The following is a 23,329-nucleotide window of genomic DNA, read 5'->3' on the forward strand; positions in this document are numbered from 1 at the left end:
CCCCTAAAATTTGCTACCTTACCCAAAAAGGATCATCCGATGGCTCTTCTGCTCGTCCCCGGCTTCATGGCCGACGACACCCTGTGGCGCGACCTCGAGGCACCGCTGGCGCGCTTCGCGCCGATCCACTACGCCGACCTGCGCCACGACGGCTCGATCGAGGTGATGGCGCGCCGGGCGCTCGAGACGGCGCCACCGTCCTTCCTGCTGGTCGGCTTTTCGATGGGCGGCTACGTCGCGCGCGACATCGCCCGCCTGGCGCCGGAGCGCGTGCAGGCGCTGGTGCTGATCGCCACCTCGACCCGTCCCGACAGCCCGGCCCTGAGGCAGCGCAAGGGCGCGATCGGCAAGGCGGCGCCGTCGCTTGCCTTCAGTGGCCTGAGCCGCATCGCGGTGGCGTCGTCGCTGCATCCGAAGGAGCGCGACAACGAGGCGCTGATCGAGCGGGTGAGGGCGATGGGAGTACGGCTGGGAGGCGAGGTGTTCCGGCGCCAGTCGATGCTGGAGCGCCCCGGCGACCTCGATCGCCTGCATGAGATCCGCTGCCCGACCCTGGTGGTGGCGGCCTCCCAGGACCAGCTGCGCAGCCTGGAGGAGGCGCGCGAGCTGCAGGCCGGGATCCCGGGCGCCACGCTCGAGGTGATCGAGGATAGCGGGCACATGATCCCGATCGAGGCGCCGGAGCGCCTCGCCGCGGTCATCGTGCCCTGGCTGGAGCGCCACGGCGGCTGACCGCAGTCCGTGCTCAGGCCTTGTTCGCGCGCGCCCGGATCGCCTCCGCCACGCCCTGGCCATAGGCCGGATCGGCTTTCAGGAAATGCCCGATCTGGCGGTCCTGGATCGCGGCATCGGCCTGGGCGAGGGAGCCGGCGATGTTTTCGATCAGCTTGCGCTTTTCTTCCTCGCTCAGCAGGCGGAACAGATTGCCGGCCTGGGTGAAGTGATCATCAAGGGCGCGGGTGTCGTAGCGGCCTGCCGTCCCCTCGAGCTGCCAGCCGGCGTCGCCGTGGCCGAAGCCGCCGGCCGCCGGCGTGCCGGCCACCGGATCGTAGTTGGCGCTTGCTCCGCCGTTGGCGATCCCCATCGCGCCGTCGCGCTGCTGGTTGTGGACGGGGCAGCGCGGGCGGTTCACCGGCAGGTGCTGGTGGTTGGTGCCGACGCGGTAGAGCTGGGCGTCGTGGTAGGCGAACAGGCGCGCCTGCAGCATCTTGTCCGGGCTGTAGCCCAGGCCCGGCACGATGTTCGACGGCGACAGCGCGGCCTGCTCGACGTCGGCGTGATAGTTGTCCGGATTGCGGTTCAGTTCAAGGATGCCGACCGGGATGCGCGGGAAGTCGCCCTGCGGCCACACTTTCGTCAAGTCGAACGCATCCCAGCCGGTTTTCGCTTCCCAGGCGGCGCGCTGTTCATCGTCCATCACCTGGATCTCGACGCTCCAGCGCGGATAGTCGCCTTTCGCAATCGCGTTGAACAGGTCGCGCTGGGCGTAGTCCGGGTCAAGGCCGGCCAGGCGCACCGCCTCGGCTGCCGACAGGTTCTTGATGCCCTGCAGGGTCTTGAAGTGCCACTTGACCCACACGCGCCGGCCTTCCTCGTTGATCAGGCTGTAGGTGTGGCTGCCGAAGCCGTCCATGTGGCGGTAGCCGTCCGGGGTGCCGCGGCTTGAAAACAGGATCGTCACCTGGTGCAGGCTTTCCGGCGCGCGGCTCCAGAAGTCCCAGACATGCTGGGCCGATTTCAGGTTGGTCTGCGGATCGCGCTTCTGGGTGTGGATGAAGTCCGGGAACTTGATGCCGTCCTTCAGGAAGAAGGTCGGGGTGTTGTTGCCGACCAGGTCCCAGTTGCCTTCCTCGGTATAGAAACGCAGGGCGAAACCGCGCGGATCGCGTTCGGTGTCGGCCGAGCCTTTTTCGCCGCCGACCGTCGAGAAACGCAGGAAGGTCTCGGTCTGTTTGCCGATCTCGCCGAACAGCTTCGCTTTCGTGTACTTGCTGACGTCATGGGTGACGGTGAACGTGCCGTAGGCGCCCGAGCCTTTGGCGTGGACCACGCGCTCGGGAATGCGCTCGCGGTTGAAATGCTGGAGCTTTTCGATCAGGTGGAAATCCTGCAGCAGGACCGGACCGCGCGGCCCGGCGGTGATCGAGTTCTGGTTGTCGGTGACGGGAATGCCGGAGGCGGTGGTGAGATCGGTCATGTCAGCTCGCTGTTAGGGTTAATGGCTATCGATGTATTTAATTCGATAGATATCGTTTATTAATGTTCATGGTAGAGCGCGAGCCTTATACGTGCAAACTATCTATTTCTATGTGGTCTATAGTAAAAATTAATGCTATGAGACGCGTACATTAGCAGTACCCTATTGCTCTGAATCATCAAATATTTCCACATGCTTATGTCCTCCGGCGAACTCAAATTATCGGAATTGATTGCATCGCTGAGCTATGCGCTCGACATCACCGAAGGCCAGCCGCCCGGGCATTGCGTGCGCGCCTGCTGGATTGGCATGCACATCGGCCGCCAGGCCGGCATGCCCGCCAGCCAGTTGTGGGAGCTCTACTACACGCTCCTGCTGAAGGACCTGGGCTGCAGCAGCAATGCCGCGCGCATCTGCGAGCTCTACCTGACGGACGACCTGAATTTCAAGCGCGACTACAAGACGGTCGGCGACAGCCTGCCGCAGGTGCTGGGCTTCGTGCTCAAGCACACGGGACTGAAGGCCGGGTTGGCCGAGCGCTTCCGCAGCGTGATGACGATCCTGCGCGACGGTCCGGAGATCGCGCGCGAGCTGGTTGCCACCCGCTGCCAGCGCGGCGCCGACATCGCGCGCCTGCTGCGCTTTCCGGAAGGCGTGGCCCAGGGCATCTATTCGCTGGACGAGCATTTCAACGGCAACGGCAAGCCGGCGCGGCTGGCGGGCGAGGCGATCCCCTTGTATTCGCGCCTTGCCTTGCTGGCGCAGGTGATCGACGTGTTTCACACCGAAAGCGGGCGCGAGGGCGCGCTGAAGGAAGCACGCGCGCGCGCGGGACAGTGGTTCGACCCGGGACTGGTACAGGCTTTCGAACAGGTCGCGCAGTCGGACGCCTTCTGGGCGACGCTGGCCTCGGAAACGATTGACGGCGCGGTCGCTGCCCTGCAGCCGGCCGGGGCAGGACACCAGCATGCGCTGGACGACGACTACCTGGACGACATCGCCAGCGCCTTCGGCCAGGTGGTCGATGCCAAGAGCCCATACACCAGCGGCCACAGCGCGCGCGTGGCGCTGTACACGGACATGATCGGAGAGGCGCTGGGACTGTCGATGGAACGCCGGCGTTGGCTCAAGCGCGGCGCGCTGCTGCACGACGTCGGCAAGCTCGGTGTCAGCAACAGCGTGCTGGACAAGGCGGGTGCGCTCGACCGCGTCGAGTGGGACGCCGTCAAGCTGCATGCCGAGTTCACGGAGACGATCCTGAGGAGGATAGATGCCTTCCGCGAACTGGCGGCCATCGCCGGCGCCCATCACGAGCGCCTGGACGGCAGCGGCTATCCGCGCGGACTGGCGGCGGAGGAGATCCGCATCGAGACGCGCATCATCACCACCGCCGACATCTTCGACGCGATCACGGCCTCGCGGCCTTACCGAGGCGCGATCCCGATACCGCAGGCGCTGGAGATGATGCAGAAGACCGTGGGAACGGCGCTCGATCCGGCCTGCTACGACGCCCTGGTGCGGGCGGTGGAGCGGGTGCCGTTCCCGGAAGCGGCCTGAAGCCGGACCTTATACGACGGTCAGGGTCACGTCGATATTGCCGCGGGTCGCGTTCGAGTACGGGCAGACGCCGTGGGCGGCTTCGACCAGTTCCTGTGCTTGTGCGCGGTCCATGCCCGGCAGGCTCACCGCCAGTTCCACGGCCAGGCCGAAACCGGCCGGGATCGGGCCGATCGAGACGCTGGCGTCGATGGCCGCATCGGCCGGTACCGCGATCTTCTTCTGGCCGGCGACGAATTTCATTGCGCCCATGAAGCAGGCCGAGTAGCCGGCGGCGAACAGCTGTTCCGGATTGGTGGCGTCACCCTTGCCGCCCATTTCCGTCGGCGGCGCCAGGCGCACGTCGAGCAGATTGTCGCTGGAGACGGAACGGCCTTCGCGGCCGCCGGTGGTGTGTGCTTTTGCGGTGTACAGGACTTTGTCGAGCTTGGTGGTCATCGCTTTACCCTTTCGTGGTTGAGTGGGATGAATCATAGCGCGAAATTAAATAGCGCGCTATTTAATTGTCGCTATCGAAACGATAGCCGAGAAACATGGCAGGTCTCTTACCGGCCTGCTGGTTTGCCGAACATCTGCGTCCAGTAGGTAGTGTGGTTCTCGCTGGCCGGATTGACCGCATAGGCCGCGCCCATCTCCGTCATCGCCGGATTCATGATGTTGGCGCAGTGGCCGGGGCTGTCCAGCCAGGCCGCCACCGCTTCCTCCACCGTGCGCTGGCCGGAGGCGATGTTCTCGCTGATCCTGGTCCAGCGGTAGCCGGCCCGCGTGGCGCGCGTGGCCGGGTCGCTGCCGCCCGGCTCCTTGTGGTTGAAATAGTGTTTCTCGGCCATGTCCTTGCTGTGGCCGAGGGCGGCGGTGGCCAGGGTGTCGCTCCAGGCCAGGGGCGGGGCCGCGCCGAAGCCCTGCGCGCCGCAGCTGCGCGGCCGGGCGCGCGCCTGGTTCACCAGGCTCAGCAGCTCCTGACTCAACCGGGCCGCATCGGGCAGGGCGGGGAAGACCAGGGGCCGCGCCAGCACCACCTGCCACTCCTTGCCGTGGCGCGCCGTGCCGATGGCCGAGAACTCGCCGCTCAGCAGCTTGCCGCAGTAGCGCTCGCGCAACACCGTCATGGCCGCCTCGGCGTCTTCCGGCCCCGTCACCGAGATCGCCTCGGCCTGGGCGGCGGCATAGCCCGCCTTCCTGAGCGCGGATTCGAGAAAGGTGCCGACGCCGATGCGCAACGAGGACAGCGCCGCCTCGGGCGTCAAGGGCGCGGCGGCTGCGGCGGGGCGGCCCGCGCAGGTAGCGGGTGCGGCGCGGTAGGCGTTGATCAGGCCCGCGAGTTCCTCGCCCTCGCGCGCGCCGGCGCGGGGCGTGGACAGGAGCGCCGCGCATGAGAGAAGGGCGACGGACAGGCGCGCAGCGGGCGCGGCCCTGGTGCTGGACAGGCTGGGCAATGCAGGCATGGAAAGCGATGGGAAGAAGTTCCGAGATGGGGCCGGCGGCCGCCAAATCAAGCGGAGCCGGCCACTGTATGGGCTGACATATGCATCCAATGAACCTTGGCACGAGGCAAAGTTTAAATTACGATCAAACACTTGATTCTTATGGAGACATCACAATGAAGCGTACCCTGTGCAGCGCCCTGATCGCGGGTCTGTTCGCCAGCCTTGCCCACGCCGGCACACCCGCCAAGGTCGCGGCGGCTGAACCATCGGCAGCCTCGAGCGCGGCAGCCGGCTCCCGTTCCGGTGTCGACGCCGGCGCGCTGGACGCCGCGGTACGCCCGCAGGACGATTTCTTCCGCTACTCGCAAGGCAAGTGGCTGAAGGACGTCGACATCCCCAACGACCGTTCCAGCTGGGGCGCCTTCAACATCGCCGCCGACAAGGTCGAGCAGCAGATCCGCACCCTGATCGAGCAGGCCGCCCAGGACAAGAACGCGAAAGCCGGTTCCGACACCCAGAAGATGGGCGACTTCTACACCAGCTACGTGAACCAGCAGCGCCGCAACGAACTCGGCCTGGCCCCGCTGAAGGGCGAGCTGGCGCGCGTCGCCGCGCTGAAGGACAAGAAGGCGCTGGCCGGACTGGCCGCCCACTTCGAGCGCATCGGCGCCGGTTCGCCGGTGAACATGGGCGTGCGCCAGGACAGCCGCGATTCGACCCGCTACATCGTCGGCATCTCGCAGTCGGGCCTGGGCATGCCGAACCGCGATTTCTATCTGCAGGACGAAGCCCGCCTGCTTGATACCCGCGCCAAGTACCTGGCCCACGTCGAGAAGATGCTGAGCCTGGCCGGCCACAAGGATGCCGCCGCCGAGGCGAAGGCCATCGTGGCGCTGGAAACCGAGATCGCCAAGGTGCAGTGGAGCGCCGTCGAGAACCGCGATCCGGTCAAGCGCTACAACAAGATGAAGGTCGCCGAACTGAAGACCCTGGCGCCGGGCTTCGACTGGGCCACCTACCTGAAGGATACCGGCGTCGGCAAGGCGACCGAAGTCGTGGTCAGCCAGCCGTCCTACCTGCAGGGCCTGGATAAAATCATCGCCGCGACCCCGGTCGAGACCTGGCAGTCCTACTTCAGCTTCCGCCTGATCAGCGCCTACGCGAACTACCTGTCGCAGGACTTCGAAGACGAGAGCTTCGCCTTCCGCGGCGCGGTGCTGAGCGGCACCAAGGTCAACCGTCCGCTGGAGAAGCGCGCGATCGCCCAGGTCAACCGCGACCTCGGCGAAGTGGTCGGCAAGGTCTATGTCGAGCACTACTTCCCGGCCGAGCGCAAGAAGCAGGTCGAAGAGATGGTCCACAACTTCATGCTGGCCTACAAGGAACGCATCGAGACCCTGGACTGGATGAGCGACGAGACCAAGAAGGCCGCCCAGGCCAAGCTGGCGAAGATCTCGGTGAAGGTCGGCTACCCGGACAAGTGGCGCGATTACTCCTCGCTCACCATCAAGCGTGACGACCTGGTCGGCAACGTGATGCGCACCCGCGAGTTCGAGCACAAGCGCAACGTCAGCAAGCTGGGCAAGCCGGTCGACCGCAGCGAATGGGGCATGACGCCGCAGACCGTCAACGCCTACTACAGCCCGACCATGAACGAGATCGTGTTCCCGGCGGCGCGCCTGCAGGCCCCGCTGTACGACGCGGACGCCGAGCCGGCCATCAACTACGGCGCGGTCGGCATCTCGATCGGCCACGAGATGAGCCACGCCTTCGACGACTCGGGTTCGCAGTACGACGGCGACGGCAACCTGCGCAACTGGTGGACCAAGGAAGACGGCGAGAAATTCCGCGCCAAGGCCAAGGTGCTGGTGAACCAGTACGCCGGCTATAGCCCGGTCGACGGCTACCACCTGAACGGCGAGCTGACCCTGGGCGAGAACATCGCCGACAACGCCGGCGCCATCATGGCCAGCCGCGCCTACCGGATCTCGCTGAAGGGCAAGCCGGCGCCGGTGATCGACGGCTACACCGCCGAGCAGCGCATCTTCATGGGCATGGCCCAGGCCCGCCGCGGCAAGGCACGCGACCAGGCCCTGATCGCCCAGGTCAAGTCGGACCCGCACTCGCCGGCGGAATTCCGCGTCAACGGCAGCCTGCGCAACCACCCGGGCTTCTACGAGACCTTCGACGTCAAGCCGGGCGACAAGATGTATTTGGCGCCGGAAGATCGCGTCATTTTCTGGTAATCACTGCAGTTTGATCCGTCGTCCCCGCGCAGGCGGGGATCCAAGTTTGTTAGCGTTTCGTTAGCGCAAGCAGAACTTGGGGGGAATAGTGCTGGGGCACTATTCCCGCCTTCGCGGGGACGACGTTTTTGGTAGCGAGCACGCCGTCTTTTCGGCTCGATTGTTACGTCATACGTAACGAACAATCCCCTCCATCGCTATTTTTCGCTTCGTTCCCGGCCAGTACCATTTGCCTGTCAGAAAAACGCTACAACAAGCGACTGACGTGCCACCGACGCCAGGTGGCACACCAGAACAACGCGCGGCGCCGTGGCGGCGCTGCGCACTTAGAAACGGAAACGAACATGAAAACCAAGCTGATCCTCCCCGTCCTCACCGCCATGACCCTGGCCGCCGCCAGCACCGCCGCCTTCGCCGGTGTCCAACAGGCCGACCTCCGCGGCAATGCCGCGCCGGCCCAGGCCGCGGTCGACCAGGTCATCGTCGTCACCGACGCCACCCGCCACGTCAACGTCACCGGCGGCTCGACCGTGCGCTTCGTCGTCGGCGACCGTTCCTTCAGCTGGACCTTCCAGAACGGCAGCGCCCACGTGCTGCCCTTCGACCTGGCGCTGATCGCGCCGCAGGGTCTGCTGAACCACCGTGTCATGGCCTATGTGTCGGACAACCCGCTGTACCAGGGCAACTAAGTAGACGGGTGCCGGTGCCGGAGGCCGCGCGCTGGTAAGATGGCGGGCTATGCGCAAGGATCTCGATTACGGACTGCTGCACGCGATGAACGCCTTCGTGCATGTCATGGACGGCGGCAGCTTCACCGCCGCCGCCGAACACCTGGGCATGTCCAAGGCGCAGGTCTCGCGCCTCGTGAGCCTGCTGGAAAACCGCCTGCAGACCAAGCTGCTGCACCGTAGCACGCGGCGCATCTCCGCCACCGGCGCCGGCGAGCGCTATGCCGAGCACTGCAAGGCCATCCTCGACATGGTCGCCCAGGCCGAAGGCGAGGTCGGCGGCGGCGCCCACCAGTCATCCGGCCGCCTGCGCGTGATGAGCATGACGGCCTTCGGCAACCGCTATGTGACGCCGCTGGTGTCCACCTACTGCGCGGCGAACCCGCGCGTGACCCTCGAGTACAGCTCTTCGCAGAGCCCGCCCGACCTGCTGGCCGAAGGCATCGACGTCAGCATCTACCTGGCGCAATACCTGCCCGATTCCGCCCTGGTGGCGATGAAACTGGGCCGCATGTTCTCGGTGCTGTGCGCGGCGCCGGACTACCTCAAGCAGCGCGGCACGCCCCAGCATCCCCAGGACCTGGCCCGGCACACCTGCCTGCGGCTGGTGACCTCCTCGTTCAGCTCCTGCTGGCAGCTCGACCGCGGCGACGAGCACGTGACCCTGGATCCCCAAGGCCCCCTGATCGGCAATATCGCCGAAGTGCTGCTCGACGGCGCGCTGCGCGGCCTGGGCATCGCCCTGCTGCCGGCCTACAGTGTGGTCGACGACCTGCGCAGCGGCCGGCTGGCGCAGGTCCTGCCCGGCTGGCGCTCGCCCGAGATCGCAATCTTCGCGCTGCTGCCCTCCGGTCGTTTCGTGGATGCCAAGACGCGCGCCTGGATCGACCTGCTCAAGCGGGAACTACCGCCGGCCATCGAGCGGGACATGGCCTATTTCGGCGACCTGTGACTCCGCCGCCACCTTCTGCAGCGCGGCCGCGGTGTCGGCGCCGATACCGAGTTCCTTCGCCACGTATTCGTTGGCGCCCAGCGAGCGCGGATCGCGGCCGGTGACGTTGCCGAAGATGGTCAGCGCCTCCAGGTAGTAGCCGTAGACGCTGGCGTGGTAGTCGTCCGGCGCCCACAGATTGATTCCCGTGTCCTTGCCGTCGTAGGGATTCGGGTCCGCCAGTCCGCTGGCGATCGCGCGGTTCCAGGCCTGGCCGACCGGGATCACGCCGCCGATCAGCTTCGACGCCCGGGCCGCCTTGTCGTAGCCGGCGCGCACGTCGAGCGCCATCTGGTACACCGGCTGGCCGTACCAGGCGCCGCCCGGCTTGTAGGTCTGGTCGGCGCGCGACCAGGTCGCGGCCAGGCGCACGTCGACATTCGGATTCTGCTCATGGAAGGCCTGGGCCAGCAGGCCGGAATACTTGACCAGGGTAGCCGGATCGCCCGGCCTGGCGGCATCCAGGGTGCTGTAGCTCTGCAGTACGACCTTGTCGAAGGGCCTGGCGATGGTGGCGAGCTTGTGCTCGTAATGCCAGTCGACGCCCTTGCCGGGCGAGGTTTCCAGGCTCACTTCGTAGTCCAGGCCGGCCTGCACGGTGAAGGCCTTGAACAGGGCGGGGACGCCGCCGATGTGGGTGCCGTTCAGGTCGGTGACGCTGTCCGGCCGGTAGCCCTGCACCAGCGGGGCCGCACCGGCCGGCGCGCCGAAGGTGAAGCTGTTGCCGACGAAGAGGATGGTGGTGGCTGGCGCGGCCGCGGCCTGCAGGGATGCGGTGGTCAGGAGGGCAAGGACGGCGCAGGGCAGGGCGTGGCGGATGGGCATGTCGTCTCCGGGATCTGGTTATTCGCCCGACGATTGTACAATCGGACATCCCATCGAAAGGAAAGCCCATGCGTCCAGCCGTCATCCTGCCCGTCCTGCTGCTTCTTTCCGCATCGTCTGCCCGGGCCCAGGCCCCGCTCGACGTCAGGATCGGCAGCGCGTCGCCGCTGTCCGGCACCGGCGCCCACCAGGGCAAGGACATCGAGAACGGCGCGCGCATGGCGATCGACGACTTGAACGCGAAAGCCCCGGTCATCGGCGGCAGGAAGGTCCGCTTCGTGCTGCAGGCCGAGGACGACGGCGCCGATCCGAAGATGGGCACGGCGGCGGCGCAGAAGCTGGTCGACAACGGCGTGGTGGCGGTGGTCGGCCACCTGAATTCGGGCACCACGGTGCCGGCCTCGAAGATCTACAACAGCGCCGGCATCCCGCAGATTTCTCCGGCGGCGACCACGCCGCTCTATACCCGGCAAGGCTACAAGACCGCCTTCCGCGTGGTGGCCAGCGACAGCCTGGTGGGCCACACGCTGGCGGCGTATTCGATCAAGACCCTGAAGGCGAAAAAGATCGCGGTGATCGACGACCGCACCGCCTTCGGCCAGGGCCTGGCCGACGAATTCACGAAAGGCGTGAAGGCGGTGGGCGGCGCCCAGCTGGTCAGCCGCCAGTTCACCAACGACAAGGCGACCGATTTCAACGCCATCCTGACCCAGATCCGCGCGCACAAGCCGGACGTGATCTTCTACGGCGGCATGGATGCGGTGGCCGGTCCCATGCTCAAGCAGATGAAGGCGCTCGGCATCGGCGCGACCCTCGTCTCCGGCGACGGCGTGTGCTCGGAAAAGCTGCCGCAGCTGGCCGGCGACGCCCTCGGCAACGGCAAGGTGATCTGCGTGGTGGCCGGCGGCGTCGGCAGCGCCGAAGAGGAACAGGCCGCCGCCGCCTTCGCCGAACGCTACCGCCAGCGCTACAAGATCCCGCTGCAGACCTATGCGCCTTACGCCTATGACGCCACCATGGTGTTCGCCCAGGCGATGCAGCAGGCCGGTTCGACCGACCCGGCGAAGTTCCTGCCGGCGCTGGCGAAGATCAGATACCACGGCGTCACCGGCGACATCGCCTTCGACCCCAACGGCGACCTGCACAATGCCGCGCTGACGCTCTACACCTACCGCGACGGCAAGCAGGTAAAGCTGCAGGTGGTGCGTTAATCGCTGCGCGGGGGGCCTGTGCGCTATATGGATCTCAGCTCCTGGCAGGGCGTGTTCACCACGCTGATGAGCCTTGCCATCGTCACCCTGATCGGCGTCGGCATCCGGGTGCTGATGATGCAGACCATCCAGCAGCGCCGCGAGCGCATGAACCGCCAGATCAACGAGCGCCTGCGGACCCTGATCGCGGCCTACCGGACGCTGGGCGGCTCCTTCACCGGCGAGCTGACCGTCGATCCCACCCACCTGCGCGAGCTGCGCGCGGCGCCGCCATCGGCCGATGGCGCCGCGCCGTCGGCGGCGGAGGCGGCGCGCGTGAATTCCGAGCGCGCGCGGCGCATCCGCGATGCCGTCGAGGCGGCGCTGGCCGACATCCTGCTGCTCGGTACCGAGCAGCACTGCCGGCTGGCCGGCCAGGCCGCCAGCGACATGGCGGCCGGACGTCCGATCCACACGGCGGAGCTGGTGGTCTCGCTGCGCGACTTCATCCGCGAGGCGCTGGACCTGGGACCGATGCCGGAGGACGTCGTGATCCCGCTGCAGGGACCGACCCGCACCCAGGGCAGCGGCGGCGCGCGCGGCAAGGGAGAAGGCGGCGCCGGTGGCGGTGCTAAAGGTGGCGGAGGCGGTGGAGAAGGCGGCGGCGGTGGCGGCATGGGAATGGGCATGGGCCTCGGTCTCGGCCACGCCTCCGGCGACCACGAACACAACAGCTAGCGCGTCACGTTCCTGTCACGATCCCGGTCTAGAGTAGGCGGCAACCATCTTTCGGGGGCCGCATGCCAGGGGAATGCACATCGTGAGGGATACCGGCTTCGACGCGCCCATGGCCGGCAAGAAGATCCTGCTGCTCAGCGTTCCCGCCGGCGCCGGGCACACGCGGGTAGCCGAGGCCATCCACGCCTGGGCCGGCGCGTCCGGCATGCAGGCCGACGTCAGCCACCTGGACGCGACCGCCTTCGCCACGCGGCGCCTGCGCCGGGTCTACACCGACCTCTATCTGTTCCTGGTGAGGCGCATGCCGGGGCTGTGGAGCGCCATCTACCGCTGGACCAACCGCGAGCGTGCGGACGGCTGGATCGACCGCCTGCGCCGCCGCATCGAAGCGCGCGACAGCCGACCCCTGGTCGAGGAAGTCGCCAGGCGCGATCCGGACATCGTCGTCTGCACCCACTTCCTGCCGGCCGAGATCCTGGCGCGCGAAGCCGGCAGCGGCCGCCTGCGCTGCCGGGTGTGGGTACAGGTCACGGACTTCGACCTGCACCGCATGTGGGTCCATCCCCACGTCGCCGGCTACTTTGCCGCCAGCGAGGAAGTGGCGTTCCAGCTGCGCCGCCACGGCGTGCCCGAACAGGCGATCCACGTCACCGGGATTCCCGTCATGCCAGGCTTTGCGGACCGTCCCGGCCGCATCGAATGCGCGCATGCGCTCGGCCTCGACCCCTGGGTGAGCACGGTGCTGCTGATGGGCGGCGGGGCCGGTCTCGGGGATTTGAGCGGCGTGGCCCGGCGCCTGCTGGAGGCGGACAGCGGCCTGCAGATGATCGTCCTGGCGGGGAGGAATGCGGCGCAGCTGGTCGCGCTGCGGCAACTGGCGGCCGACTTTCCCGGCCGGCTGGCGCCGCGGGGCTATACCGGCAAGGTCGAGCGCCTGATGGCCTGCGCCGACCTGGCGATCACCAAGCCGGGCGGCTCGACCACGGCCGAGTGCCTGGCGATGGGCCTGCCCATGATCGTCAATTCCGCGATCCCGGGGCAGGAGGAATGCAACGCCAACTTCCTGCTCGAGCACGGTGTGGCGCTCAAGGCCGCCGACCTGCCGGCCCTGGAATACCGCGTCCGTTCGCTGCTGGCCAGTCCGATCCGGCTGAAGGCGATGCGCGCCCGCGCCAGGGAACTGGGGCGTCCGCGCGCCGCCATGCAGGTGCTGGCGGCGGTCCTGCAGCAAGTCGAAAGCCACGATGCACACCATTGAGTTCACGCTGGCCGGCGTCCTGGTCGCCGCCTATTTCCTCGCGCGCGTCGAAGTCGAGATCGAAGGAGAAGGCGGCTGGGCCGCCAACCTGCCCACCTGGCGGATCGAGAACCATCGCCTGCTCGACCTGTTCTGGGGCGGCCGCCCGATGACGGGCTACCACGCCTGGATGTTTTCCTTCATCGGCATCATCTTCCACTTCCCGCTGTGCTTCATGGGCGAGTGGTCGCTGCGGCTGGAAGGCCGGGTGCTGGCCTGCGTGATGCTGTTCTGGGTGGCCGAGGATTTCCTCTGGTTCGTCGTCAACCCCGCCTTCGGCTGGCGCCGTTTCCGGCGCGAGCACGTGCCCTGGCACAAGCACTGGCTCTGGGGCGCGCCGGTCGACTACTGGATCTTCGGCGCCGCCTGCATCCTGCTGTTCGCGGTCAGCTATTGAGCGGACCCGGGGCCGAGGCCGAGGGCGTGCCGCACCCGCAGGCACAGCTCGGCCGAGGTGCGCGAGATCAGCTCGTGCGGAATGTCGAATTTTTCCGTCAGCCGGCCGTAGTCTTCGAAGCCGTAGGAGACCATGAAGGGATGCATGCCGCTGCCGATCGCGGCCGCGAAATCCTTGTGCTCGTCCCCGCACACATAGGCGCGCGCCGGGTTGATGCCGAACTGCTCGCGGATCGCGCGGAACTGGCTGGTCTTCTTTTCGCCGAGCGGGATGTGGACGAAGAAATCGAGCTCGCTGATGTCGATCTCGTAGCGTGCGAACAGCTGGCGCAGCGTCTCCAGCGGTTCGTTGGTGATATTGCGCGTGACCATGCCGACGGCGATGTCGGGCGCCGCGATCAGGGTCCGGACCAGTTCGGGGATGCCCTCGTAGAGCCTGGCTTCCTGCCGGTAGACCTCGGTGAGGCTGTCGACCAGCCGCGCGCGGCTGCCCTTGCGCAGATTGTTCTTGATGATCGAAGGGAACTCCTTCAATCCTCCCAGGTATTTCAGCAGGTGGCGGCGCTTGCGGAAACTGGTCTCGTCGCCGATCGCCAGTCCATGCCGCGCAAACGCCGCTTCGATGGCGGAAAACGCGTCGATGGTCGTGCCGTCCGCGTCGAGGATCAACAGCCGTTTGTCGCTTTTGTACATGAGTGCCTGGCGCCCGGTTTCCCTTGCTGCAGTTCGTTCATCATACAAGCGTGATCGTTACCGGCGTATGACGCCGCCACCCGCTTTGCTCAATCGGTGACGGTATGCCACATGTCCTTCATCTTGTCGCCGGCCTTGTCGCCCGGCTTCTTGTCCTTGACGAAGGTGTACAGCGGCTTGCCGTGATAGGCGAGCTGTTTGCTGCCGTCGTCGCGCATGACGGTGGAGTAGGGCGAGGAAAGCGTGGCGTCGCCCGCCATCACCGGCATCCAGTTTTGCGCGCAGGCGCCGGTGCAGGTGCTCTTGCCGCTGCCGGCGCTGTCCTTGTCGAAGGTGTAGACGGTCATGCCCTTCGAATCGACCAGCATGCCGTTGACCTTCTTGACCGGCAGGTCGGCCGCGTGCGCGGACAGGGAGAATACGGTAAGCAGGATTGCAGAACCAAGGCTGACTGATTTCATGTTCATGGAAGTCTCCTGTGAATGCTTCGGATCGCGAATCGGTTGTGAACTGCCGGGCCATTGTAGTCCTGTGCGGAAGCCTGCCGCGCACTTTGTGTATTAGCGTACGGACAATGGCATCCTCTCAAGGCACCATGGATCCGTACTCATCGCAAATGTAAAGGAGCACGATCATGGGCAAATATTTCCTGGCGTGGATTCTGGGCGTGCCGGCCATCGTTCTTGTGCTGATCTATCTGTTCTTCCATTAATCAGCGTGAAAAAAACGCCAACCCAACGAGGTTGGCGTTTTCCTGCCCAGCGAGGGAACTTGCTTGGCAGATCAGCCTTTCCGGCCGCGATGATCGCGGAACGGTCGCTGGACCAGTCAGAACTTTCCAGGCATTTATTCTTAATTTCCCGTTAGCTTAAGTAAGCGTGTCACGGCGCTGCCCGCATGTGGCGCTTTCGCATCGTTCCTTTGCGTTGACAGGCCTCATGGGCGAAAGTCTCGGGCAAAACTCGTACTATATTTACAGCTCAAAGTGCCAGCTCACTTTTTAACTGGGGATAAAAATGCGATCCATACGTGGAACAGGTGGACCGGGAAGCGCCTCCCGCTGGTTGTTGCCGTGCCTGCTCGCCGGCCTGGCGACGGCACAGGGTGCCGGGCCGGCCGAACCGCAGGCCGCGGCCGCGCCTACCGGCTATCGCGTGATCAACCTGGGCACCGGAGACCTCAGCGAACTACCGGTCGTCAACAGCAAAGGCCAGGTGTCGTTCTCGATGCAGTCGGGGGCCGGCTCCCGCGGATACTTCTATGACGGAACGGTAACGACCGATATCGGCACCCTGGGCGGCCCGGGCACCAATGCGGTCGACGTGAACGACGCGGGACAGGTGACCGGCCGTTCCACGCTTCCGTCCGGCCTCGAGCACGCCTTCGTGTGGCGCAGCGGCAGAGGCATGATCGATCTTGGCGTCCTCCCGGGCGCGGCGAATTCGGCGGCGTCGGCGATCAACAACCGCGGTGTCGTGGTGGGCACTTCCGAAGGTGTGCCGTCGACGCCGCCGCATGCGTTCCGCTGGAGCGCCACCGACGGAATGCAGGACCTGGGCGCGTTCACGACCGGGAACACCAGCTTTTCCAGCGCGACGTTGATCAACGATGCCGGGCTGATTGCAGGGAATTCGGATACGGCCGCCATGAGCCGCGATGGATTCGTGTGGACGCGTAAAAGCGGCATGATCGATATCTCGGCCCCTGGCAGCGGCGACGCCTATCCCTACGCGATCGGCCCCAAGGACCAGGTCGCCGGCGCTTTCATCGGACCCGCCAACGCTTATCTTTACCACGCCTTCTTCTGGACCCGCGCCAGCGGCATGCTCGATCTCGGTACGGCCGGGGGCACCGAATCGTTTGTGCTGGCAATGAACCCCAAGTTGCATGCGGCCGGCGTCATCGATTTCGGCACCGACAGGCAGCACGCGATGTCGTGGACGCGTGCCGGTGGCATGGTCGATCTCGGCACGCTCGGCGGGCTGCAATCGCGCGCCATCGGCATCAACGGCAAGGGACAGATCGTCGGTTCGGCAGACAACGCGGGCGGCGATTCACGGGCCTTCCTGTGGGCCGCGAACCAGGGCATGATCGACCTGAACATGCGTCTGCGCGATGCCCCCGCCGGTCTCAAGCTGGACGACGCCTTGGCGATCAACGACAGCGGAATGATCGTGGCGAGTTCGAACGCCGGGCTGGTGCTGCTGAAGCCGGACGATGGCAAACCGGTGGCTTGCGCGCTCGGCCCGCTCGAGGCGGCAGATGTGGTGAAGCGGGGCGCTCCGCTGGAGGCATCGGTCGGCTTCAGGGGAGAGAGCCTGGCCGGGATGCGCAGCCTCACCTGGTCATGGGGTGACGGCAGTGCAGGCCAGGCCGGCAAGTGGAGCGTGAGCGGCGCCGCCGGCAGCGCCAGCGCCAGCCACAGTTACGCCGCGCCGGGCATCTATTCGGTGCGGGCCACGATCGTCGACGCTGCCGGCCGTAGCGCCGCGGTCAGCCGCAAGCTCATCGTCTACGAGCCGTCCGGCGGCGTGGTGGCGGGCAGCGGCAGCTTCGTGTCGCCGCAAGGTGCGCTCAGGAAGGCGCCGGGCCGTTCCGCCAGGGCGTCCTTCAGCTTCCTGGCCGGCGCCGGGGCCCAACTGCAGGTCGACCTTCCCGGCATGAGCTTCCGCAGCGCCAGCCTGCGGCCGGTGGCGGTGAAGGGAGCGGGGGCGCAGTTCGAAGGCAGCGGTACGATCGATGGCTCAGGCGGTTATAAATTTATCCTGAGCACGATGACGGGCGCGGCCGCAAGCCCGGGCGAGCGGGGCCGTTTCAGCCTGAAGGTCTGGCATCTCGATCCCGTGACGCACAAGGAGGTGGTGGATTACGACAGCCAGGGCACGCGCCCCGGTGTTGCCGGCGGGGCGCTGGTAGCGGGGAGGATACTGCAGCAATAGCCGGGGCCGGCCGTGCTTCAGTTCTTGCGGACGAACTCCGACTTCAGGCTCATCGCGCCAAAACCGTCGATCTTGCAATCGATGTCGTGGTCGCCCTCGACCAGGCGGATGCTCTTGACCTTGGTGCCCTGCTTGATGACGCCGCCACCGCCCTTGAGCTTGAGGTCCTTGATGACGGTGACGGAGTCGCCATCCTGCAATACATTGCCGGCCGCGTCGCGCCATACGCGCGCCGCTTCTTCCGGGGCGGCTTCGGCCGCGATCGGCCATTCATGCGCGCATTCGGGGCAGACGTAGTTGCCGGAGCCGTCTTCATAGGTGAGCACGGAGCTGCAGGCGGGGCAGGGAGGTAAGGTCGTCATGGGCATTATCGGTGCTTGGCAAGGCGGAAAAGAAAACGCCACCCGGAGGTGGCGTTTTCTTTGAATCTTGGTGGCCCGGGGCGGAATCGAACCACCGACACAAGGATTTTCAATCCTCTGCTCTACCAACTGAGCTACCAGGCCAAGAGAGGCATGATTATAGCCAGTGACTTCCAAGGTCGCAAGTCCTGAGCGGCAATTTTTTCACGGGCCCGCGGAAGCGCCCCGCGGCAGGCGGGCGAAGCCGCCTCAGGGCAAAGGGCTATAATGCCTGCATGACTACACAGACCTCTTCCTCCGCACAATATCGTGCCGACGGCCGCCGCCAGAGCGACGTCTGCATCGTCGGCAACGGCGCGATCGCCAAGACCGCCGCCCTGGGCTTTTCCCAGGCCGGGCACAGCGTCACCCTGCTGGTGCCGCCCGCGCGTCCGGGCGCGGAAGAGACGGCCGGCGCCTCCGCGGGCGGCGAGAAGCCCTGGGACGTGCGCGTCTACGCGCTCAACCATACGGCGCAGAAGCTGCTGTCTTCGCTGAAGGTCTGGGGTGCTCTCGACATGACGCGCGTTGCGCCGGTCGACGCCATGGACATCAAGGGCGACGGCGAGCAGGGCGGCCACCTGGGCTTCGACGCCTTCGGCGCCCACACCGGCACCCTGGCCTGGATCGTCGAGGACAGCAACCTGAACACCGCGCTGGACGCCGCCCTGCGCTTCGCCCAGAACGTCGACATCGTCACCGGCCGCGCCTGCCGGCTGAGCTGCAGCCCGCTCGGCGCCAAGGTCGAACTGGAAGATGGCGCACCGATCGAAGCCCAGCTGCTGCTGGGTGCCGACGGCCGCGAATCCTGGGTGCGCGGCCAGTGCGACATCGGCATCGATTACCGCTCCTACCACCAGCACGCCATCGTCGCCAATTTTTCCTGCGAAAAGCCGCACCACAACGTCGCCCACCAGTGGTTTACTTGCAAGGACGGCATCATCGCCTTGCTGCCGCTGCCGGGCAACAAGGTCTCGCTGGTGTGGTCGGCGCCGGAAACCCTGGCCGACACCATCATGAACGAGTCGCTGGGCGAGCTGGCGATCCGCCTCGGCGAATACTCGGAAACGCAGCTCGGCCTGCTCAAGCCCCTGCAGCCGCACGAGCTCCCGCTCGCGCCAGTCAAGGCGATCCCGCTGGCCCTGGTGCGCCCGCATGCGATCACGGCGCCGCACGTGGCCCTGATCGGCGACGCCGCCCACGCCGTGCATCCGCTGGCCGGCCATGGCATGAACCTCGGCTTCGGCGACATCGTCGACCTGCTGCGCATCGTGAATGCGCGCGAAACCCATCACGGCATCGGCGACGAACGCGTGCTGGCGCGCTATGCCCGTGCACGCAAGGAAGACGTCCTCCTCATGCAGCTGGCAACCGATGGGCTCGAACGCTTGTTCGGCGCCAATCTCGAGCCAGTGCGCGTGGTGCGCAATTTGGGATTAAACTTGCTGGATAAGTTGCCCTTGGTAAAGCGCAGGCTGATCTCCCACGCCCTTGGTAAGTAAGTGGGTAAATAATCTTTAAGGAATAAGTTCATGGGTAAGACCAAACTCGCCGTCCTGCTGGCGGCCGGCCTCGTCACATCCTGCGTCGGCGCGCAGAACTCGGTCGAGGCGACCATCAAGAAGAATATCGAGCCGCGCCTGGGCGGGGCAAAAATCGAATCGATCAAGGAAACGCCCTACAGCGGCCTGTACGAACTGCGCGTCGCCGGCGACATCCTGTACACCGACAAGAAAGGTGAATACCTGATCATCGGCCACGTCTACGATGCCAAGACCACGCGCGACCTGACCCGCGAGCGCATCGACGACATCAACAAGATCAAGTTCTCGGACCTGCCGTTCAACGACGCCATCAAGCAGGTCCATGGCGACGGCAAGCGCGTGATCGCCGTGTTCGAAGACCCGAACTGCGGCTACTGCAAGCGCCTGCGCCAGACCACGCTGAAGGACCTGAACAACGTCACCATCTACACCTTCATGTACAACATCCTGTCCGACGACTCCTTCGTGAAGTCGAAGAACATCTGGTGCGCGCCGGACCGCGGCAAGGCCTGGGATGACTGGATGATCGGCGGCAAGGCGGCCGCGGCGGCCCCGGCCAGCTGCGAGACCCCGAACGACAAGATCCTGGCGCTGGGCCAGAAGCTGAAGATCCAGGGCACGCCGGCGATCTTCTTCACCGACGGCTCGCGCATTCCGGGCGCGGTCGACCTGCCGACACTCGAGAAAAAACTGGAATCGATCAAGCAGTAAGGGGATGGGGCCTCGGCCACACCTGCAGCCGCTCGCTACGGTTTTCCGGGGCCCCTGTGACGTTCGTAGATAAAAACAGCAACACCGTCCAAAACGAGGAGTAGAACTTGGTCACTCTGAACATCAACGGGCGCGACCAGCAGGTCGACGCCGATCCCTCCACGCCCATCCTCTGGGCGCTGCGCGACAACCTCAACATGACCGGCACCAAGTTCGGCTGCGGCGCTGCCCTGTGCGGCGCCTGCACCGTGCACCTGAACGGCGAGGCGATCCGCTCCTGCGTCACGCCGATCTCCGCCGCCGCCGGCCAGAAGATCACCACCATCGAAGCGATGGAGACGGACAAGGTCGGCAAGGCCGTGCAGGACGCCTGGGTCAGGCACGACGTGCCGCAGTGCGGCTACTGCCAGAGCGGCCAGGTGATGAGCGCCACCGCGCTGCTGCGCGTGAACAAGGCGCCGAGCGATGCCGACATCGACAACGCCATGAGCGGCAATATCTGCCGCTGCGGTACCTATCAACGGATCCGCGCGGCCATCAAGGATGCCGCTAAAACCATCGCCATCGCGTAAGGAGCCGACATGCGACCACAATGGTTCAACAACGCGGGCCTGCCGGGCGCCGCGCAGGGCAGCGCATTCGCCAAAACCTCGCGCCGCGGTTTCCTGAAGGCCGGAACCGTCGCTACCGGCGGACTGGTGCTGGGCTTCATGCTGCCGTCCGGCGGACGGCTGGCGCGCGCCGCCGATGCGAAACCCGTCGTCTATGCGCCGAACGCCTTCCTGCGCGTGGCGCCGGACAATACCGTTACCGTGATCGTCAACCGCCTCGAATTCGGCCAGGGCGTGCACACCTCGCTGCCGATGGTGATCGCCGACGAACTCGATGCCGACTGGGCGCAGGTGCGGGCCGAGCTGGCGCCGGCCGCCGACGTGTACAAGGACCCGGCCTTCGGCATGCAGATCACCGGCGGCTCGGGCACCATCGCCCACTCCTTCACCCAGTACCGCGAAGTCGGCGCCCGCGCCCGCGCGATGCTGATGGCGGCCGCCGCCGAGCAGTGGAAAGTCCAGCCGGCCCAGTGCCGCACCGCCAAGGGCGTGGTCTACGGCCCGGCGGGCCAGAAGGCCACCTACGGCTCCCTGGCGGACGCCGCGATGAAGCAGCCGGTGCCGGACGCCGTCACCCTCAAGCAAGCGAAGCAGTTCCGCTACATCGGCAAGCCGACCAAGCGCCTGGACGCGCGCGCCAAATCCAGCGGCCACCAGCAGTTCGGCCTCGACTTCAAGCCGGAAGGCGGCAAGCTGGCCGTCGCCGTGGTCGCCCATCCGCCGGTCTTCGGCGCCAGGGTGGCGAAGTTCGACGCTGCGAAAGCCAGGGCGATCCGCGGCGTGCTCGAAGTGGTGGAGATCCCGGTCGACCGTGGCGGACGCGGCGTCGCCGTGATCGCCGAAGGCTACTGGCCGGCCAAGCAGGGCCGCGACGCCCTCGAGATCGAATGGGATACCGGCGCCGTCGGCAAGCTCGATTCCGCCGCCCAGCTGGCCGAGTTCACCGAGCTGTCCAAGACCCAGGGCGCGGTCGCCCGCAAGGCCGATACCGCGGCCGGCAACGCCGCCAGGACCATCTCGGCGGTGTATGAATTCCCCTATCTGGCGCACGCGCCGATGGAACCGCTCAACTGCACGGTCGACCTGAAGATTGATAGCTGCACCCTGTGGGTCGGCTCGCAATTCCAGACCGGCGACCAGGCCGCGGCGGCGAAAGCCGCCGGCCTGAAACCGGAGCAGGTGACCCTGCACACGATGATGGCGGGCGGCGGCTTCGGCCGGCGCGCGGTGCCGACCTCGGACTTCGTGGTCGAGGCGGTCAACATCGCCAAGGCCTACAAGGCGGCCGGCCGCAGCGGCCCGGTGAAGATGATCTGGAGCCGCGAGGACGACATCCGCGGCGGCTACTACCGTCCGTCGCACGTGCACCGCGCCGAACTCAAGCTGGACGCCCAGGGCAGGATCGTCGCCTGGGACCACGTCATCGTCGGCCAGTCGATCGCCGCCGGCACCCCGTTCGAGAACTTCATGATCAAGAATGGCGTGGACAGCACCATGGTCGAGGGCATGGGCGAACCCTATGACGTGCCGATGAACCTGTCGGCCCACATTGCCAAAGCCAACGTGCCGGTGCTGTGGTGGCGTTCGGTGGGCTCGACCCACACCGCCTTCGTGATGGAAACCCTGATCGACGAGGCAGCCCACGCCGCCAAGGAAGATCCGGTCGCCTACCGCAAGAAGCTGATCGACAAGAAGCACGCGCGCCACCATGCGGCGCTGGACCTGGCGGTGGCCAAGTCCGGCTATGGCAGGAAGACCCTGCCGAAAGGCCATGCCTGGGGCGTGGCGGTGCACGAATCCTTCAACACCGTGGTCGCCTACGTGGTCGAAGCGTCGATCGGCAAGGACGGCACGCCGAAGCTGCACAAGGCGGTCGCCGGCGTGCACTGCAACCTGGCGGTGAATCCGCTGTCGATCGCGGCCCAGGTCGAGGGCGCCGCCCTGATGGCGCTGGGCACCACGCTGCCGGGCGCCCGCATCACGCTGAAGGATGGCGTGGTCGAGCAGCAGAACTTCGGCGACTACACGGTGGCGCGCATGAACGACATGCCGCAAGTCGACGTGCACATCGTGCCGTCCGAGGATCCGCCGACCGGCCTGGGCGAACCGGGCCTGCCGCCGCTGGCGCCGGCCTTCGCCAACGCCCTGTTCAGGCTGACCGGCAAGCGGCTGCGCAAGCTGCCGTTCGACCTCGCATCGAGCCGAGGCTGAACCGGCCATGAGCGCGCTCCCGGTCGTCGGCATTTTGCTGGCCGCGGGCAGGGGGCGCCGCTTCGATCCGCTGGGGCAGCGTAACAAGCTGCTCCAGATCCTGCCCGGCCCCGGCGGCGAGCCGGTGGTCGTCGCCAGCGCGCGCAAGTTGCTGGCCGTCGTCTCCAGCGTGATTGCCGTGGTGCCGCCCGGCGATGGCGGCGTGGGCGCGCACCTGTCCTCGATCGGCTGCGACGTCACCGTCTGCCCCGAGGCCGATACCGGCATGGGCGCCTCGCTGGTGCACGCGATTCGTGCTTCCTTGCCAAGAGAACCCGCATCCTGGCTGGTGGCGCTGGGCGACATGCCGCATGTGGCGCCGGCCACGCTGCGCCTGCTGTCCGATGCGCTGGCTGCCGGGGCGCCGATCGCCGCCCCCGTGCTGGATGGCCGGCGCGGCAATCCGGTCGGCTTTGGCCGCCTCCACCTCGACGCATTGCTGGCGCTGCGGGGCGACCAGGGCGCGCGCCGCCTGCTGCAATCTTTTCCCGTCACCGAGATCGCGGTCGCGGATCCCGGCATCTTCCGCGATATTGACACTCCCGCCGACATCTAGATACTGTACGGTTTGAACTCCCTTCGGCCGAA

At 66.4% G+C, this 23,329-nt stretch carries 22 protein-coding genes and 1 tRNA gene; 15 read left to right on the forward strand and 8 right to left on the reverse strand.

The features are described from left to right. Positions 1-39 precede the first annotated feature (39 nt). Positions 40-732: an alpha/beta fold hydrolase gene (locus tag AB4Z32_RS06400; protein ID WP_441935083.1), complete on the forward strand. Its 693-nt coding sequence runs from the start codon at positions 40-42 to the stop codon at positions 730-732. Between the two features lie 13 nt (positions 733-745). Here AB4Z32_RS06400 and AB4Z32_RS06405 read toward each other — a convergent pair whose 3' ends face one another. After that, complete coding sequence (locus AB4Z32_RS06405) at positions 746-2,197, reverse strand: catalase (protein ID WP_441935084.1); 1,452 nt, start codon at positions 2,195-2,197, stop codon at positions 746-748. A 192-nt stretch (positions 2,198-2,389) separates the two neighbouring features. Here AB4Z32_RS06405 and AB4Z32_RS06410 point away from each other — a divergent pair, with 192 nt between their 5' ends. Further along, a complete protein-coding gene (locus tag AB4Z32_RS06410; protein ID WP_441935085.1) occupies positions 2,390-3,754 on the forward strand; it encodes an HD-GYP domain-containing protein in 1,365 nt (454 codons plus the stop codon). A 9-nt stretch (positions 3,755-3,763) separates the two neighbouring features. On the opposite strand, the gene AB4Z32_RS06415 is transcribed toward AB4Z32_RS06410, so the two are convergent. Then, positions 3,764-4,192, reverse strand: a complete 429-nt coding sequence (locus tag AB4Z32_RS06415; RefSeq protein ID WP_441935086.1) for an organic hydroperoxide resistance protein — start codon at positions 4,190-4,192, stop codon at positions 3,764-3,766. Between the two features lie 107 nt (positions 4,193-4,299). Beyond that, a complete protein-coding gene (locus AB4Z32_RS06420) occupies positions 4,300-5,199 on the reverse strand; it encodes a CAP domain-containing protein (RefSeq protein ID WP_441935087.1) in 900 nt (299 codons plus the stop codon). 155 nt (positions 5,200-5,354) lie between these two features. On the opposite strand from AB4Z32_RS06420, the gene AB4Z32_RS06425 reads away from it, so the two are divergent. The 3 genes from AB4Z32_RS06425 (at position 5,355) to AB4Z32_RS06435 (ending at position 9,107) form a co-directional block, all read left to right on the forward strand. Then, positions 5,355-7,427 (forward strand): M13 family metallopeptidase, encoded by a 2,073-nt coding sequence (locus tag AB4Z32_RS06425; protein ID WP_441935088.1) that lies wholly within the window; start codon positions 5,355-5,357, stop codon positions 7,425-7,427. A 344-nt stretch (positions 7,428-7,771) separates the two neighbouring features. Continuing rightward, a complete protein-coding gene (locus tag AB4Z32_RS06430; RefSeq protein WP_441935089.1) occupies positions 7,772-8,116 on the forward strand; it encodes a CzcE family metal-binding protein in 345 nt (114 codons plus the stop codon). A gap of 49 nt (positions 8,117-8,165) precedes the next feature. After that, positions 8,166-9,107 carry a LysR family transcriptional regulator gene (locus AB4Z32_RS06435; RefSeq protein ID WP_441935090.1) on the forward strand — a complete coding sequence of 314 codons (942 nt, stop codon included), beginning with the start codon at positions 8,166-8,168 and terminating at the stop codon, positions 9,105-9,107. Here AB4Z32_RS06435 and AB4Z32_RS06440 read toward each other — a convergent pair. Beyond that, positions 9,060-9,971 (reverse strand): DUF4886 domain-containing protein, encoded by a 912-nt coding sequence (locus tag AB4Z32_RS06440; protein ID WP_441935091.1) that lies wholly within the window; start codon positions 9,969-9,971, stop codon positions 9,060-9,062. The genes AB4Z32_RS06435 and AB4Z32_RS06440 overlap by 48 nt on opposite strands. A 68-nt stretch (positions 9,972-10,039) precedes the next feature. Between AB4Z32_RS06440 and AB4Z32_RS06445 the strand changes: the two genes are divergently transcribed. The 4 genes from AB4Z32_RS06445 (at position 10,040) to AB4Z32_RS06460 (ending at position 13,593) form a co-directional block, all read left to right on the forward strand. Continuing rightward, the gene (locus AB4Z32_RS06445) at positions 10,040-11,182 is read left to right on the forward strand and encodes a branched-chain amino acid ABC transporter substrate-binding protein (protein ID WP_441935092.1); all 1,143 of its coding nucleotides are present in this window, start codon (positions 10,040-10,042) and stop codon (positions 11,180-11,182) included. A 27-nt stretch (positions 11,183-11,209) separates the two neighbouring features. Next, the gene (locus tag AB4Z32_RS06450) at positions 11,210-11,899 is read left to right on the forward strand and encodes a hypothetical protein (RefSeq protein WP_441935093.1); all 690 of its coding nucleotides are present in this window, start codon (positions 11,210-11,212) and stop codon (positions 11,897-11,899) included. Positions 11,900-12,008: 109 nt separating this feature from the next. Beyond that, positions 12,009-13,157 (forward strand): MGDG synthase family glycosyltransferase, encoded by a 1,149-nt coding sequence (locus tag AB4Z32_RS06455; protein ID WP_441935124.1) that lies wholly within the window; start codon positions 12,009-12,011, stop codon positions 13,155-13,157. After that, positions 13,144-13,593: a hypothetical protein gene (locus AB4Z32_RS06460; RefSeq protein WP_441935094.1), complete on the forward strand. Its 450-nt coding sequence runs from the start codon at positions 13,144-13,146 to the stop codon at positions 13,591-13,593. The genes AB4Z32_RS06455 and AB4Z32_RS06460 overlap by 14 nt, the downstream gene beginning before the upstream one ends. Here AB4Z32_RS06460 and AB4Z32_RS06465 read toward each other — a convergent pair. Then, positions 13,587-14,285: an HAD family hydrolase gene (locus tag AB4Z32_RS06465; RefSeq protein WP_441935095.1), complete on the reverse strand. Its 699-nt coding sequence runs from the start codon at positions 14,283-14,285 to the stop codon at positions 13,587-13,589. The two genes, AB4Z32_RS06460 and AB4Z32_RS06465, sit on opposite strands and share 7 nt — an antisense overlap. A gap of 89 nt (positions 14,286-14,374) precedes the next feature. Continuing rightward, on the reverse strand, positions 14,375-14,752 hold the full coding sequence (locus AB4Z32_RS06470) for a COG4315 family predicted lipoprotein (RefSeq protein ID WP_441935096.1): 378 nt from the start codon (positions 14,750-14,752) through the stop codon (positions 14,375-14,377). 687 nt (positions 14,753-15,439) lie between these two features. On the opposite strand from AB4Z32_RS06470, the gene AB4Z32_RS06475 reads away from it, so the two are divergent. Continuing rightward, complete coding sequence (locus AB4Z32_RS06475) at positions 15,440-17,224, forward strand: PKD domain-containing protein (protein WP_441935097.1); 1,785 nt, start codon at positions 15,440-15,442, stop codon at positions 17,222-17,224. Between the two features lie 17 nt (positions 17,225-17,241). Here AB4Z32_RS06475 and AB4Z32_RS06480 read toward each other — a convergent pair whose 3' ends face one another. Further along, on the reverse strand, positions 17,242-17,586 hold the full coding sequence (locus AB4Z32_RS06480; RefSeq protein ID WP_441935098.1) for a zinc ribbon domain-containing protein YjdM: 345 nt from the start codon (positions 17,584-17,586) through the stop codon (positions 17,242-17,244). Positions 17,587-17,654: 68 nt separating this feature from the next. After that, positions 17,655-17,730, reverse strand: a tRNA-Phe gene (locus AB4Z32_RS06485). Between the two features lie 131 nt (positions 17,731-17,861). On the opposite strand from AB4Z32_RS06485, the gene AB4Z32_RS06490 reads away from it, so the two are divergent. From AB4Z32_RS06490 to AB4Z32_RS06510, 5 genes are all read left to right on the forward strand, one after another. Beyond that, entirely contained in the window at positions 17,862-19,127 is a 1,266-nt protein-coding gene (locus tag AB4Z32_RS06490) for an FAD-dependent monooxygenase (RefSeq protein ID WP_441935099.1), read from the forward strand. A gap of 30 nt (positions 19,128-19,157) precedes the next feature. Then, entirely contained in the window at positions 19,158-19,880 is a 723-nt protein-coding gene (locus AB4Z32_RS06495) for a DsbC family protein (protein ID WP_441935100.1), read from the forward strand. Positions 19,881-19,987: 107 nt separating this feature from the next. Further along, entirely contained in the window at positions 19,988-20,452 is a 465-nt protein-coding gene (locus AB4Z32_RS06500) for a (2Fe-2S)-binding protein (RefSeq protein ID WP_441935101.1), read from the forward strand. Positions 20,453-20,461: 9 nt separating this feature from the next. After that, complete coding sequence (locus AB4Z32_RS06505) at positions 20,462-22,702, forward strand: molybdopterin cofactor-binding domain-containing protein (protein WP_441935102.1); 2,241 nt, start codon at positions 20,462-20,464, stop codon at positions 22,700-22,702. 7 nt (positions 22,703-22,709) lie between these two features. After that, positions 22,710-23,297 carry a nucleotidyltransferase family protein gene (locus tag AB4Z32_RS06510; RefSeq protein WP_441935103.1) on the forward strand — a complete coding sequence of 196 codons (588 nt, stop codon included), beginning with the start codon at positions 22,710-22,712 and terminating at the stop codon, positions 23,295-23,297. Positions 23,298-23,329 lie beyond the last annotated feature (32 nt).

Origin of the sequence: Massilia sp. 2TAF26 (assembly GCF_052115005.1) — a bacterium.
Lineage (GTDB): Bacteria > Pseudomonadota > Gammaproteobacteria > Burkholderiales > Burkholderiaceae_D > Telluria.

Coding starts and splice junctions, on each gene's coding strand:
- AB4Z32_RS06455 (WP_441935124.1), top strand. CDS start 12,009: ATGGCCGGCAAGAAGATCCTGCTGCTCAGCGTTCCCGCCGGCGCCGGG.
- AB4Z32_RS06400 (WP_441935083.1), top strand. CDS start 40: ATGGCTCTTCTGCTCGTCCCCGGCTTCATGGCCGACGACACCCTGTGG.
- AB4Z32_RS06420 (WP_441935087.1), bottom strand. CDS start 5,199: ATGCCTGCATTGCCCAGCCTGTCCAGCACCAGGGCCGCGCCCGCTGCG.
- AB4Z32_RS06445 (WP_441935092.1), top strand. CDS start 10,040: ATGCGTCCAGCCGTCATCCTGCCCGTCCTGCTGCTTCTTTCCGCATCG.
- AB4Z32_RS06415 (WP_441935086.1), bottom strand. CDS start 4,192: ATGACCACCAAGCTCGACAAAGTCCTGTACACCGCAAAAGCACACACC.
- AB4Z32_RS06425 (WP_441935088.1), top strand. CDS start 5,355: ATGAAGCGTACCCTGTGCAGCGCCCTGATCGCGGGTCTGTTCGCCAGC.
- AB4Z32_RS06430 (WP_441935089.1), top strand. CDS start 7,772: ATGAAAACCAAGCTGATCCTCCCCGTCCTCACCGCCATGACCCTGGCC.
- AB4Z32_RS06495 (WP_441935100.1), top strand. CDS start 19,158: ATGGGTAAGACCAAACTCGCCGTCCTGCTGGCGGCCGGCCTCGTCACA.
- AB4Z32_RS06510 (WP_441935103.1), top strand. CDS start 22,710: ATGAGCGCGCTCCCGGTCGTCGGCATTTTGCTGGCCGCGGGCAGGGGG.
- AB4Z32_RS06480 (WP_441935098.1), bottom strand. CDS start 17,586: ATGACGACCTTACCTCCCTGCCCCGCCTGCAGCTCCGTGCTCACCTAT.
- AB4Z32_RS06410 (WP_441935085.1), top strand. CDS start 2,390: ATGCTTATGTCCTCCGGCGAACTCAAATTATCGGAATTGATTGCATCG.
- AB4Z32_RS06450 (WP_441935093.1), top strand. CDS start 11,210: ATGGATCTCAGCTCCTGGCAGGGCGTGTTCACCACGCTGATGAGCCTT.
- AB4Z32_RS06470 (WP_441935096.1), bottom strand. CDS start 14,752: ATGAACATGAAATCAGTCAGCCTTGGTTCTGCAATCCTGCTTACCGTA.
- AB4Z32_RS06435 (WP_441935090.1), top strand. CDS start 8,166: ATGCGCAAGGATCTCGATTACGGACTGCTGCACGCGATGAACGCCTTC.
- AB4Z32_RS06405 (WP_441935084.1), bottom strand. CDS start 2,197: ATGACCGATCTCACCACCGCCTCCGGCATTCCCGTCACCGACAACCAG.
- AB4Z32_RS06490 (WP_441935099.1), top strand. CDS start 17,862: ATGACTACACAGACCTCTTCCTCCGCACAATATCGTGCCGACGGCCGC.
- AB4Z32_RS06460 (WP_441935094.1), top strand. CDS start 13,144: ATGCACACCATTGAGTTCACGCTGGCCGGCGTCCTGGTCGCCGCCTAT.
- AB4Z32_RS06440 (WP_441935091.1), bottom strand. CDS start 9,971: ATGCCCATCCGCCACGCCCTGCCCTGCGCCGTCCTTGCCCTCCTGACC.
- AB4Z32_RS06505 (WP_441935102.1), top strand. CDS start 20,462: ATGCGACCACAATGGTTCAACAACGCGGGCCTGCCGGGCGCCGCGCAG.
- AB4Z32_RS06465 (WP_441935095.1), bottom strand. CDS start 14,285: ATGTACAAAAGCGACAAACGGCTGTTGATCCTCGACGCGGACGGCACG.